The organism is Ruegeria sp. CDSB117 (assembly GCF_059611005.1).
This window is the reverse complement of the sequence record NZ_JBXWOS010000009.1, coordinates 1-13,357: the sequence shown is the minus strand read 5'-3', so window position 1 is coordinate 13,357 and position 13,357 is coordinate 1. Positions and strand designations below refer to the sequence as shown.

The following is a 13,357-nucleotide window of genomic DNA, read 5'->3' as shown; positions in this document are numbered from 1 at the left end:
CGCATCTTAATTGGAATCGCAAGGCGGTATTTTGGACTTCGGAACAGTCGTTCACACGGACACAGTGGATGGTCCCCTTTCGGTAATGCTGGTCTGCGAACACGCGTCCAGCCGCATTCCCGCGTTTTTGGGGGATATGGGATTGCCTGTGGGCGCGCTGCAAAGCCACATCGCGTGGGATCCCGGGGCATTGGCTGTGGCCAAGCTGATGGCGGCACGCCTGTCGGCACCGCTGGTGTATGGCGGGGTGTCCCGGCTGGTCTATGACTGCAATCGCCCGCCTGAAGCCGCAGGGGCCATGCCGGCGCGCAGCGAGGACTATCAAATCCCAGCGAATGTCGATCTGTCCGAGGAAGAGCGTGAAAGCAGGATTGAGAGCATCTACCAGCCCTTCAGCAAGGCACTGTCTGACCTGATCTCCCAAAATGGGGATACGCTTGAACTTATGGTGACGGTCCACAGCTTTACACCAGTCTACCATGGTCAGACGCGTGAGGTGGAACTGGGCATATTACACGGGGTGGATGACCGGTTCGCCCGGGCAATGATGACGACAGCACCCGCCGACCAACCCTATGAGACTCGCTTGAATGAGCCGTATTCGGCGGCGGACGGGGTTGCCCATACGCTTGACGCGCAGGCGCTGCCGAACGGGCTGTTGAACGTCATGATCGAGATCCGCAATGACTTGATACAAACGCCCGAGCAGCAAGAGGCGATGGCCGATTGCCTGGCGTCATGGATCGCGCGGACCCTTGCAGATTTTCAGAAAGGGGGCGCGGCGTGATCAAGGCGATGGCCTCATATGTCCGGATCGTCGATGCGGTCAACTACCGGATCGGACGGGTCATGATGTGGGGCCTGTTCGTGATGATGGGCATCCTGCTTTGGTCCTCGATCTCAAAAACGTTTTTCGTGCCATCGCATTGGACGCTGGAAATGGCGCAGTTTGCGATGGTGACCTATTACATTATGGGCGGACCGTATTCGATCCAGCTGGGATCGAACGTCCGAATGGACCTGTTTTATCACAACTGGAGCCCGCACCGGAAAGCCTGGTTCGATGCCTTCACCGTTCTGCTGCTGATCTTCTACCTGGGGGTATTGTTTTATGGCGGGCTTGGGTCGACGGCCTACAGCCTTGGCTATTGGGGCGATGAACCGGTCTCCTACTTTTTTGGACTGTTGACAGGCAGCGAGGAAATTGGCCGGCTTGAACGCTCATCAACAGCGTGGCGGCCGTATATTTGGCCGGTAAAAACCATCATGGTGTTCGGCTTCTTCCTGATGCTGCTGCAGGCGATATCGGAATTCTTCAAAGACATAGCCCGGGTCAACGGGCAGGAAATCGGGGTCGTGCGGGCATGAGCCAGGAATATATCGCCATCTTCATGTTCGCATTGATGATGCTGATGCTGTTCACAGGTCAGCGGGTCTTTGGCGCGATTGGCGCGGTGGCTACCATTGCCGCGCTGGCGCTTTGGGGAACAGGCGGGCAGGACATCACGTTCTCGGCCGCGATGAAGCTAATGAAATGGTATCCGCTGCTGACGCTGCCAATGTTCATTTTCATGGGGTATGTGCTCAGCGAAAGCCGGCTGGCGGATGACCTGTATAAGATGTTCCATGTCTGGATGGGGCCCATCAATGGTGGTCTGGCCATCGGCACCATCGGGTTGATGGTGCTGGTGTCGGCCATGAACGGCCTTAGCGTTGCGGGTATGGCCATCGGCGCAACTATTGCGCTGCCGGAGCTGCTGCGGCGCGGCTATGACAAGACAATGGTGACTGGGGTCATTCAGGCCGGGTCCAGTTTGGGCATTCTCGTGCCGCCGTCGGTCGTTCTGGTTCTCTACGCGATGATTGCGCGGCAGCCGGTCGGGCAGCTTTGGCTGGCCGGGATTATCCCGGGTCTGCTGATGGCTGCGATGTTCATTCTCTACATCTGGATCCGCTGCCGCATTCAGCCTGAACTTGGTCCGGCGATGGAAGACGCGCATGAAGTGCCTCGGGCCGAGAAGATCCGGCTTCTGGGGGCAGGGGCGCTGCCGCTGATCATCTTTGCGGCCATGATGGTGCCCTTTGTGAATGGCTGGACGTCGCTGGTCGAAAGCTCGGCGATCGGAGCGCTGACCGCTCTGGCTGTGTCCGTCATCAAGCGCCGCATGACCTGGAAGATTTTCGAAGACTGCACCAAGCAGACGTTGGCCATTTCCTGCATGTTCATGTGGATCATTCTGGCTGCGCTGGGCTTTGGGGCCGTATTTGACGGTCTCGGCGCGGTGAAAGCCATCGACAATCTGTTCACCGATCAACTTGGCTTGTCGCCCTGGATGATCCTGATCCTCATGCAGCTAAGCTTTATCGTCATGGGCACGTTCCTGGATGACACGGCAATGCTGGTCATCGTGGCACCGCTTTATGTCCCGCTGGTCGGCGAGTTGGGCTTTGATCTGATCTGGTATGGGGTGCTTTATACGATCACGACGCAGATCGCCTATATGACGCCGCCCTTCGGCTATAACCTGTTCCTGATGCGCGCGATGGCCCCGCCCGAGATCACCCTGCGGGACATCTATGGTTCGATCTTTCCTTTTGTCGCGGTGATGGTGCTGGCGCTGACAATCATCATGATTTTCCCGGAAATCGCTCTGTGGTTGCCCGGGTATGTCTATGGAAACTAATAAGAATGCTCGGTGAACGGGCACAGAAACTTTAACGGAGAGGAATTGACATGACGACAAGACGTAAGTTTCTGAAAACCGCTGGGGTTGGCGTTGCTGCCGCACCACTGGCGACGCCTGCCTTGGCGCAGAACACGATCACATGGCGGATGCAAACATATGCTGGCCCAGCCTTGGCCGAGCACGTGATTGATCCTGCGATCAAGATGTTCAACCAAATCGCCGGTGACCGGATGCAGATTGAGCTGTTCTATGCTGATCAGCTGGTTCCCACGGGAGAGTTGTTCCGGGCGATGCAGAAAGGCACCATCGACGCGGTACAGTCGGACGACGACTCGATGGCATCGCCTACCGAAGTCACTGTTTTCGGTGGTTATTTCCCGTTCGCTTCGCGCTATTCTCTGGACGTGCCGGTGCTGTTCAACCAGTGGGGCCTGAACGAGATCTGGGACGAAGAATATTCCAAGGTCGGCGTCAAGCACATCAGCGCCGGAGCATGGGACCCTTGCCACTTTGCGACCAAGGACCCGATCAACTCGCTGGCGGATATGAAGGGCAAACGCATCTTCACCTTCCCGACGGCGGGGCGCTTCCTGTCTCAGTTCGGCGTCGTGCCGGTAACCCTGCCGTGGGAAGACATCGAGGTTGCGGTTCAAACGGGCGAACTGGACGGTATCGCTTGGTCGGGCATCACCGAAGACTACACCGTCGGCTGGGCCGATGTGACCAACTATTTCCTGACCAACAACGTGTCGGGTGCCTGGGCGGGTCACTTCTTTGCCAATATGGACCGCTGGAACGAACTACCCGAAGATCTGCAGACCCTGTTCAAGGTTTGCTGTGATCAGTCACATTACTACCGTCAGTGGTGGTATTGGGGTGGTGAGGCCAACCTGCGCGTCAACGGCACCAAGATGCAATTGACCTCTATCCCGGACGAAGAATGGGTAACCGTTGAGGAAGCCGCCGTGAAGTTCTGGGACGAAGTCGCAGCCGAGTCCGAGACCAAAGCGAAAGTTGTCGACATCTTCAAGCGTTACAACGCCGAGATGCTAAAGGCTGGTCGGCCCTATCGTTACACCTAAGAAACCCTTCTTCCCGACGCGTGGGGCACCCCGTGCGTCGGGATTGGACATCAATAAGCGACACCATTTATGCTCACCTCTGTTCCAAGAATAGAAAAACGAAACCGGAAGCACATTTGTGCGCACCGGTCGAAAGAGGTGTGAACATATGGCTATCGCGAGCTTTTTGATTGAGATTTTTGCCGCAACGATGTTGCTGCTATTTGCTGTGCGTCTGGTGCGCACGGGCATTGAACGGCGCTTTGGTGCGCTGTTCCAGTCGATCCTGACACGCCACTCCAACAGCTTTGTTGCAGGGGGGGCTGGCATGGTTCTGGCCACGATCCTGCAAAGCTCGGCCGCCGTTACGGTATTGCTGACCGGTTTCGCTGCGGCGGGGATGGTGACGTTTGGGATGGCGCTGGCGGGTGTTCTGGGCGCGGATTTGGGCGCCGCTTTAGTCATTCAGGTTCTGTCCTATGATCTGGGCTGGCTACAACCCGCATTGCTGGCGTTGGGCGGTTGGCTGTACCTGAAATCCGAACGGTCGAATGTACGGCTTATGGGCCGGATCGTTCTGGGCGTCGCCTTCATCCTGATTTCGCTTCAATTCCTGCGCGAAGCAGTTGAGCCGATCCGCGAAAGCGCGTTTTTGCCCGCAATCGCGGGGTATCTTGAGACCGATTATTTCAGCGCCTTTATCGTTGGTGCGGTGCTGGCCTTTGTCATGCACAGCTCGGTCGCGACGATCTTGATGTGCGTGGCCTTGGTTCAGATCGGTGCAATTCCCTTTGCCGCCGGGTTGTCGCTGGTGCTGGGAGCAAATCTGGGTTCGGCCTTCATTCCATTGTGGCTGACGCGCGATATGACCGTCTCAGCCCGGCGTATCCCTCTGGCCAACCTCTTATTGCGGGGAAGCGCGGCGCTGGTAATGCTGATCGTCGTGAATGTTGGCGGTTTGCACGAGGCGCTATTGGTGACGAGCCCGGCGCAGTCTCTGATTTTTGCACATATCGGATTCAATTTGGCTGTATTCCTTCTGGCCACGGGTTTCGTGAACCAGTTGGAACAGCCGATGGCCGTTCTGATGGCGGAGCCCAAAGCCGAGGCCAATGCGCTGGATCAGTTTTCGGATGCGCTGACACCGCTGGGGGACCCCAGCGGCGAAAGGGCCAGCGTTGCGATGTCCTCGGTGCGTCACGAACTGTTGCAGATGATCACGCAGGTCGAGCGTATGTTCCGCCCCGTTTTGGATATCTACGAACAGGATGACAGCGACGCGATTTCCGCGCTTTGGCAGCAGGATGAGCGGGTCAATACGCAACTGACCGAGATCCGCCGTTTCGTTGCGCGCATGCCGCGGCAGAATATGAGCAAAGGGCAGATCAAAGCCGCACGAGGGTTGGTCGAATATGCCATCCGTCTTGAAGCTGCGGGCGATGTCGTCTCCAACCGGATGACCCGGACGGCGCAGATCAAGCATACTGAACGTTCGGAGTTCTCGGCGCAGGGCTGGAAAGAGCTGAAGGATTTGCACGCGGCCATTCTGGAAAGCTTCTCGCTGGCGCGTCACGTGCTGTTGGTGGACGACATGGATTGTGCCCGCCGGCTGGTGTTGGACAAGGCCGAGGTCAAGCGGATGTCCCGCAATAGCCGCAAGGCGCACCTGAAACGGTTGGAGCGTGGTCAGACTGAGAGTTTCCAGTCCTCCGACCTGCATTTGGAAACCCTGCGGTCCATGCGCGACTTGCACGGGCACATCGCCGCCGTCGCCTATCCGATCCTCTACAAAAGCGGTCAGGTTCTGGAAACGCGCCTGGTGATGGAAATGGAAAAAGAAGCCAACGATGACTGAAGGCAGGTAATCGAAACCGAGGTCTTTCTGAGTGACAAAGGAAACCAATGATGGGCAATGAAGCGATTTTGGCCGATCTGAAAGCCAAATTCGAAACGGGCGAGGTCGACACCGTACTGGTTTGCATGGTGGACATGCAGGGCCGGCTGATGGGCAAGCGGTTTCACGCAGGTCATTTCGTAGCAGGTGCGTGGGAAGAAACCCATTGTTGCAATTACCTGCTGGCCACGGATCTGGAGATGGGCACGCCGGACGGCTATGCCTCGACCAGTTGGGAGCGGGGTTATGGCGATTATGTCATGAAGCCGGACTTGAGCACGCTGCGCCCGGTGCCGTGGCTGGAAGGCACGGCGATGGTGATGTGCGATGTGCTGGATCACCACACGCATGAGGAAGTGCCGCATGCGCCGCGCTCGATCCTGAAGAAACAGGTCAATCGCCTCAAAGCCATGGGTTATGACGCGATGTGCGCCACCGAACTGGAGTTTTTCCTGTTCGAAAAAAGCTTTGACCAGATCCGCAAGGAAGGCTTCCGCGATCTGGAGCCGATCTCGGGCTATAACGAAGATTATCACATCCTGCAGACCACCAAGGAAGAGCATGTGATGCGCCCGATCCGCAACCACCTGTGGAACGCGGGGATTCCAGTCGAGAATTCCAAGGGCGAAGCCGAAGCTGGGCAGGAAGAGCTGAATATCAAATATGCACTTGCGATGGATACGGCCGAATTTCACTCGATCGCCAAGAACGCGGTGAAAGAGATCGCCTGGCAACACGGGCACGCGGCGACATTCCTGCCGAAGTGGCACCATGACAAGGTGGGCAGCTCGTCCCACGTGCATCAGTCGCTTTGGGCGGATGGCAAGCCAGCGTTTTATGATGCGGATGACGCGTTGGGTATGTCGGCGCTGATGAAAAGCTATATGGCGGGCCTGCTGAAATATGCCGCTGACTATACCTATTTCATGGCCCCCTACATCAACAGCTACAAGCGGTTCATGAAGGGTACCTTTGCGCCGACACGGATTATCTGGTCGGTAGACAACCGTACGGCTGGCTTCCGTCTGTGCGGCGATGGGACGAAAGCCGTGCGGGTTGAGTGTCGTATTCCGGGATCAGATATGAACCCGTATCTGGCGATGGCTGGCATGTTGGCCGCCGGGATCGCCGGTATTGAAGAAGGCCTGGAACTGCAATCGCCCACCACCGGTGATGTCTATCAGGGTGACACCGGCATGATCCCCGGCAATCTGCGCGCAGCACGGGATGCTTTGCACGGGTCATCGATGCTGCGGGCTGCCATGGGCGAAGAGGTGGTCGATCACTATACCCGCGCGGCGGAAGTCGAGATCGAGGAATTCGAGCGAGTTGTGACGGATTGGGAAATTGCCCGGGGGTTTGAGCGGGCTTGAGATTGGGTCCGGCTGGGGGCTTTGCCCGCCGCCATTGGCGCTCGAACCAATGGCGCACCAATGGCAGCCCCCAGGAAATTTGTGGCTAGATGAAGCAGGGATCCTGTTTTTTTGGAAATGGAGTTGTTATGGGGCAGATGTTGAAATGTGTCTCGCCGATTGATGGATCGGTTTTTGCTGAACGTGAGGTGTTGTCACGGGATGCGGCGTTTGAAGCGGCAGCGCGATCGCGGGCGGCACAGGCAGAATGGGCGGCGCGACCGTTGCAGGAACGTATTGATCTTGTCATGGCCGGTGTGGCTGCGGTTGGGGCAGTGAATGACGAGATTGTGCCCGAGTTGGCGCATATGATGGGGCGTCCGGTACGTTATGGCGGTGAGTTCGGCGGCTTTAACGAACGTGCGAGCCATATGGCTCAGATTGCCGAGGCGTCTCTGGCTGATATCGCAGTGGGCGAGGACGAAGCCTTCAAACGCTATATCAAGCGCATTCCGCATGGCGTGGTCTTTGTGGTGGCGCCCTGGAACTATCCCTACATGACCGCAATCAACACTGTGGCCCCGGCGCTGATCGCGGGGAACACTGTGATCCTGAAACATGCCACGCAGACGCTGCTGGTGGGCGAGCGCATGGCGCAAGCGTTTCATTCCGTGGGTATACCCGAAGATGTGTTTCAGAATGTCTTCCTGAGCCATGACGTGACTAATGACCTGATCGCAGGCAATGCGTTCGACTTTGTGAACTTCACCGGGTCAGTCGGTGGTGGCCAAGCGATGGAGCGCGCGGCTGCTGGGACATTCACCGGTGTTGGCACCGAGCTGGGTGGCAAGGATCCGGGCTATGTCATGGATGACGCTGATCTGGATGCAGCGGTCGAAACGCTGATCGACGGTGCCATGTTCAACTCGGGCCAGTGCTGTTGTGGGATTGAGCGGATTTACGTTCACGAAAGCCTTTATGACGACTTCGTCGCCAAGGCAGTCGATGTAGTGAAAGGCTATAAGCTGGGCAATCCTCTGGACAGCGATACAACGATTGGTCCGATGGCCAATGTGCGCTTTGCCAAAGAGGTGCGCGCGCAGATCGCCGAGGCTGTTGCGGCCGGGGCGGTGGCTCATATCGACACGTTCCCCGAGGACGATGGTGGAGCCTATCTGACACCGCAGATCCTGACCAACGTCACCCATGACATGCGGGTGATGCAGGACGAGAGTTTCGGCCCCGTGGTCGGCATTATGAAAGTGTCCTCGGACGACGAAGCCATCGCTTTGATGAATGACAGTGAATTTGGTCTGACCGCCAGCCTGTGGACCCGCGATGTAGACCGGGCCGAACGCGTGGGCGATGCGATCGAAACCGGAACCGTGTTCATGAACCGCGCCGATTATCTGGATCCGGGTCTTTGTTGGACTGGCTGCAAGAATACCGGCCGCGGCGGCGGTTTGTCCGTCATTGGCTATCACAACCTGACACGTCCTAAATCCTACCACCTGAAAAAGGTCACGGGCTAAGGGCATCGGCCTGGCCGGTTCTGACCCCCCTCGGCCGGGCAGGTCTCAAATCACAAAGGAAACCTGACATGTCACTTGTTGGAAACTGGTCGTATCCGACCGCTATCAAATTCGGCGCAGGCCGCATCAAGGAACTGCCCGAGGCATGTGCTGCCGCTGGTATGAAAAGGCCGTTGTTGGTCACCGACAAAGGGTTGGCCGATCTGCCGATCACCGCGGCAACGCTGGATATCATGGAGGCCGCAGGGCTGGGGCGCGGGCTATTCAGCGACGTGGATCCGAACCCGAACGAAAAAAATCTTGAGGCAGGGGTCGCGGCCTACAATGCGGGCGGCCATGATGGTGTGATCGCTTTTGGCGGCGGTTCCGGGTTGGATCTGGGCAAGATGGTTGCCTTTATGGCAGGGCAGTCGCGCCCGGTTTGGGATTTCGAGGATATCGGCGATTGGTGGACTCGCGCCGATGCCGATGTCATCGCGCCGATTATCGCTGTGCCGACCACAGCCGGGACCGGGTCCGAGGTCGGGCGCGCCAGTGTCATCACGAATTCCGAAACCCACGCGAAAAAGATCATATTCCATCCCAAGGTTCTGCCGACAGTGGTGATCTGCGACCCCGAGCTGACAGTTGGCATGCCCAAGTTCATCACGGCGGGCACAGGTCTGGATGCATTTGCGCATTGTGTCGAGGCGTATTCCAGCCCGCATTATCATCCGATGAGCCACGGCATTGCGTTGGAAGGTATGCGGCTGGTCAAGGAGTATCTGCCACGCGCCTATGCAGATGGCACGGATATTGAGGCCCGCGCACAGATGATGAGCGCGGCAGCCATGGGGGCGACCGCCTTTCAGAAAGGCCTAGGCGCGATCCACGCCATGAGCCATCCGATTGGCGCGGTTTTCAACACTCACCACGGCACCACCAACGCGGTTTGCATGCCGACAGTGCTGGAGTTCAATGCGCCAGCTATCGCTGATCGGTTTCAGTCGGCGGCAGCCTATCTGGGAATTGATGGCGGCTTTGATGGCGTCCGCGGTTTTGTCCAGTCGTTCAACGACTCGCTGGGTATCCCAACCAGGCTGTCCGAACTGGGTGTGACCGAAGCTGCAATCCCGGAACTGGTGCAAGGCGCGATCATCGATCCGTCTTGTGGTGGTAACCCAATCGAATTGACAGAGGACAATCTGACCGCTCTGTTCAAGGCTGCATTGTGATCGGTCTTGCTCTGTGCAAGTAACGAAACCGGCCCGTATCTTGGGCCGGTTCTCTCTGCGCGAAAGGTTCGGACGTGACTCTGTTTGTCATCGCCATCATTTTGACGGCTGCGTTGCTGCATGCGGTGTGGAACGCCATCGTCAAAACAGCCGCCGACCGAACGACCACTTTGGGCCTCGTCGCATTTGGGCATGTCATCCCTGCAACGGCCATGGTCCTGCTGCTGCCGCTGCCCAGCGCGGAAAGCTTTCCCTATATCCTGATCTCGACCGTCGTGCATTTTGGGTACTATTACATGCTGGGCAAAGCCTATCAGCATGGGGATCTGAGCGTCGTCTACCCGATTGCCCGTGGTATCGTGCCTGCGTTGGTCTCGCTCTGGGCGATGATCCTGGTGGGCGAGGTGCTGCCTTTGCAGGCATGGGGCGGGATTGCGCTGATCGCGCTTGGTATTCAGCTCAGCAGTTGGACGGCCTTGCGGTCTGGTGTCGGGCGCTGGGCGCTGGGGTTTGCTCTGGGTACCGGGTTTTGCATCTCGATTTATTCGGTCGTGGACGGCATCGGCGTGCGGTTGTCGGGCAATACGCTCAGCTACTGGGCGTGGGGCGCGTTCCTGCACCTGTTCATCGCCGGGTTCGTCGGTATCAAAAAGCGGGACACGTTGGCCAGCCTTCCTGCAAAGGTCTGGATGATCGGCATCCTGGGCGGGCTGGTGTCGATGACGGCCTATGGTCTGGTGCTTTACGCCAAGAATTTCGCACCACTCGGTGCGGTTTCAGCACTGCGTGAGACTTCGGTGATCTTCGCTGCGTTGATCGGGTTTATCTTCCTGCATGAGGGCAACTGGATGCGTCGCCTTGGTGCGGCCCTACTGATGGCCGTTGGCGTAGCCCTGATCGGTATGTCTGTCTGACGCCGGCGCCCTTGCCGCGCGCGCCTGTCGTCTCGCATAGTGGGGGCAAGTGACGAGAGGGCGTTTTGATGACCAAAGAGATTGTTCTGATCCACGGGGCCTTTGCCGGACCTTGGTGTATGGCGGAATACGCGGGTTTCTTCCGCGCGCGCGGTTGGACGGTGCACACCCCTGCGCTGCGCTTTCATGGTGGGGACCCCAAGGCCGAACCTGACCCCGGACTTACGGATACCAGTGTCGCGGATTATGCCAATGATATTGCCGAGCTCGCCCAGGGCTTGGACAGCAAACCAGTCATCCTCGGCCATGCCATCGCGGGCGTTGTGGCGCAGCAAGTGGCCGCGCGCGGGTTGGCCAGTGCCATTGTTCTGATCAACCCGAACGCGCCGTGGGGCACTTTGCCCGAAACCGACGATGAACGCGCCATCCCGCGCGCGCTGATGGAGGGTGGGGCGTTCTGGAAGCAACCCATGCGGGTCGAGTTCGACCTGATGGCCCCCTTTGCGCTGAACAAGATGCCCGCGGCGCAGCAGCATGAAGTGTTCGACCAGCTGGGTGCGGAAAGCGGGCAGTTGATGTTCGAGATGTTCTTTTGGATGTTCGACGACCACCACGCGATGAAGGTCGATATCGACAAGGTCGATTGCCCGGTGCTGATCGTCTCGGGGACCGAGGACCGCGCCGTCAACCCAAACACTTGCCGGGCGTTGGCCAATCTGTACGGGGATCGCGCGACGTTTATGCCGGTGGAAAACCACGCGCATTTCCTGTTCATGGAGCCCGGCTGGGAACACCCCGCCGGCCAGATCGCGGACTGGCTGGAGGGTAAGGTGGGTTAGGCGGCCCGACCTTTCAGTTCAGCGATTGATCTGAATACCGCTCTCTGGTTTCCACTTCATGACACCGTCGCCGCTTTTGATACAACGCAGAAGGTGTTCTTCGCGCGCGCTGGACGTTTCGGTCACAGTGTTGTTGCCAGAGATCACAACATAGGCGTCCACCGAATAAGCGAGGCCGTTGTAATAGCAGAACCGTAACTCTGCCCCGACCGGAATAGGCGATGCGCCGATCAGCGACTGCTGCGCGCTTGCCTGACTGGCCAACAAGGCAAAGGCCAGCCCGAGGGTTAGTGCTTTCATGTCGTCCTCCCGTTCGAAATTTGTTGTTGTTCAACTTGGGTCTTGGACGCTCGGAGCCTCAAATGTCGTTCTTGAATGACGAATGGGGTAAGTGTGAACGGGATCAACGGGTTAGGCAATGGAAATTACTGTAGGCGCATATCTTTGCGCCTACATATCGCTATAGGAACTATTCTATTTGAGTTCAAAGTCAGTTCGATAGTGCCGCAGTAACCAACCTTTCGGGAGTACAGTTATTGTTTTGCGGCGATGATCTGTCTCATCAAATTCAGAACTTACTAGCATTGCCCCTTCGAGCTTTGAAACCTGTCCCCTCATGTTTTGTGGAGAATTGAAGCCAAAGTCTTCGTAGTCAGACGGGCTTATCGAACCACCCAAATTGCAGATGTCATCAAACAGTTTCCATGCCCTGGGTGGTACATTTGTTGCAGAATAGTACTCTTCGCTTTTTTCAGCTAACCATATTTCAAACAAATCATGTAGATGATCCTTTTTCGGTTTGTAAGAACCTTCCTCAAACAGCCACCCTGAAAAATCGCCCGAAAACTTCAGTGAATCACGCAAGTTTTCATTTAGGAGTTCGAAAATATGCTCGAACGACCGAACGCCAACAGGCGGAATGCTATCGCCTTTAAGTCTATACGCTTCCGCGCGCGATGCTATCAGGCTTGAAATCGCGTCGCTTTCAAGCGGTGCCACCTCGATTGGGTCTTGCAGCCGACCCTGAAGGCGTGAGCTGCTAGCGACGCTTTTCACGATCCCTCGCGCGCCGCACACAACCCACTTGATGCCGTGCTTAGAGAATAGATCGTCTCTTAGCGCTTCTATTTTTTGACGTGCAGTTTGCGATGTGTTGAGAATTTCAAGGTTGTCCAAGATACAGACAGCGCCGCCTTTATCGTTGAAAGCAACCTTCAGAAGTCGATCAACTATGCTGAAAAAACCGTGCAGATCAAATCCGGGCGATTGATTGGGCGTCTGCCCCGCACCTACCCCATTTCCCAGGATCGAAATGCTGCCTTGAGTAAACAGCGGATTTTCCAGCCATGATTCAAGCGGGTTCAGATTGAATTGAAGATCTAAACGCCGCCTCAACTCTTTTTCGTTTGCAATAAAAAAAGATGCGATTTCCGCATATACTTTACGCTTAAATTCAATGGCGGTCTCTTCGGCGGTAAACTGAAAAATGCCGGGAATAAGCAGAATTGAACTCTTTCCTGCGTTGATTGTCTCACTTTGTAGTTGATAGCCAGCCACTTGCACTAAGCTGGTCTTTCCAACACCATTAGGGCCCTCAATCGTCACTATGCTGTCGAAACTTTTGATCCTATTCTTTACTTTCTTTAGTTCTTTTTCTCTACCGACCAATAATCTCTCGCCATCAGGGTCGCCATTGATTGGGTGTGTATCGTAGAGGTTCTTTTTAAACCCAAAATCATTCCACATTCTTAGTCTTTCATTTCTTAAATTGCTTTGTTGGAAACTCTTTAGGTTCTGGACCCATTAAATTTGTTGCTGCTGTCTCTGTTGCATGCTTCAAGCCACTGAGTTTCAGAGGTGTATC

The 13,357-nt window shown here is 56.6% G+C and carries 12 protein-coding genes; 10 read left to right on the top strand and 2 right to left on the bottom strand.

Annotation, left to right across the window (positions count from 1 at the left end):
• The first annotated feature begins 31 nt into the window (after positions 1-31).
• From AC2FJC_RS11605 to AC2FJC_RS11560, 10 genes are all read left to right on the top strand, one after another.
• Positions 32-787, top strand: coding sequence for an N-formylglutamate amidohydrolase (locus AC2FJC_RS11605; RefSeq protein ID WP_496739640.1), 756 nt, complete (start codon positions 32-34; stop codon positions 785-787).
• The gene (locus AC2FJC_RS11600) at positions 784-1,368 is read left to right on the top strand and encodes a TRAP transporter small permease subunit (protein WP_496739639.1); all 585 of its coding nucleotides are present in this window, start codon (positions 784-786) and stop codon (positions 1,366-1,368) included. The genes AC2FJC_RS11605 and AC2FJC_RS11600 overlap by 4 nt, the downstream gene beginning before the upstream one ends.
• The gene (locus AC2FJC_RS11595) at positions 1,365-2,684 is read left to right on the top strand and encodes a TRAP transporter large permease (RefSeq protein ID WP_282169226.1); all 1,320 of its coding nucleotides are present in this window, start codon (positions 1,365-1,367) and stop codon (positions 2,682-2,684) included. The genes AC2FJC_RS11600 and AC2FJC_RS11595 overlap by 4 nt, the downstream gene beginning before the upstream one ends.
• 50 nt (positions 2,685-2,734) lie before the next feature.
• Positions 2,735-3,769 carry a TRAP transporter substrate-binding protein gene (locus AC2FJC_RS11590; protein ID WP_058274157.1) on the top strand — a complete coding sequence of 345 codons (1,035 nt, stop codon included), beginning with the start codon at positions 2,735-2,737 and terminating at the stop codon, positions 3,767-3,769.
• Between the two features lie 148 nt (positions 3,770-3,917).
• Positions 3,918-5,603: a Na/Pi cotransporter family protein gene (locus tag AC2FJC_RS11585; protein ID WP_496739638.1), complete on the top strand. Its 1,686-nt coding sequence runs from the start codon at positions 3,918-3,920 to the stop codon at positions 5,601-5,603.
• A 50-nt stretch (positions 5,604-5,653) separates the two neighbouring features.
• Complete coding sequence (locus tag AC2FJC_RS11580) at positions 5,654-7,015, top strand: glutamine synthetase family protein (protein WP_496739637.1); 1,362 nt, start codon at positions 5,654-5,656, stop codon at positions 7,013-7,015.
• A 128-nt stretch (positions 7,016-7,143) separates the two neighbouring features.
• On the top strand, positions 7,144-8,526 hold the full coding sequence (locus tag AC2FJC_RS11575; protein WP_496739635.1) for an aldehyde dehydrogenase family protein: 1,383 nt from the start codon (positions 7,144-7,146) through the stop codon (positions 8,524-8,526).
• A 68-nt stretch (positions 8,527-8,594) separates the two neighbouring features.
• A complete protein-coding gene (locus tag AC2FJC_RS11570) occupies positions 8,595-9,740 on the top strand; it encodes an iron-containing alcohol dehydrogenase (protein ID WP_496739633.1) in 1,146 nt (381 codons plus the stop codon).
• Positions 9,741-9,814: 74 nt separating this feature from the next.
• Positions 9,815-10,654, top strand: a complete 840-nt coding sequence (locus AC2FJC_RS11565) for an EamA family transporter (protein WP_496739632.1) — start codon at positions 9,815-9,817, stop codon at positions 10,652-10,654.
• A gap of 68 nt (positions 10,655-10,722) precedes the next feature.
• Positions 10,723-11,493 carry an alpha/beta hydrolase gene (locus tag AC2FJC_RS11560; RefSeq protein WP_496739630.1) on the top strand — a complete coding sequence of 257 codons (771 nt, stop codon included), beginning with the start codon at positions 10,723-10,725 and terminating at the stop codon, positions 11,491-11,493.
• Positions 11,494-11,511: 18 nt separating this feature from the next.
• On the opposite strand, the gene AC2FJC_RS11555 is transcribed toward AC2FJC_RS11560, so the two are convergent.
• Positions 11,512-11,793 (bottom strand): hypothetical protein, encoded by a 282-nt coding sequence (locus tag AC2FJC_RS11555; protein WP_496739629.1) that lies wholly within the window; start codon positions 11,791-11,793, stop codon positions 11,512-11,514.
• Between the two features lie 174 nt (positions 11,794-11,967).
• Complete coding sequence (locus AC2FJC_RS11550) at positions 11,968-13,239, bottom strand: nSTAND1 domain-containing NTPase (protein ID WP_496739628.1); 1,272 nt, start codon at positions 13,237-13,239, stop codon at positions 11,968-11,970.
• Positions 13,240-13,357 lie beyond the last annotated feature (118 nt).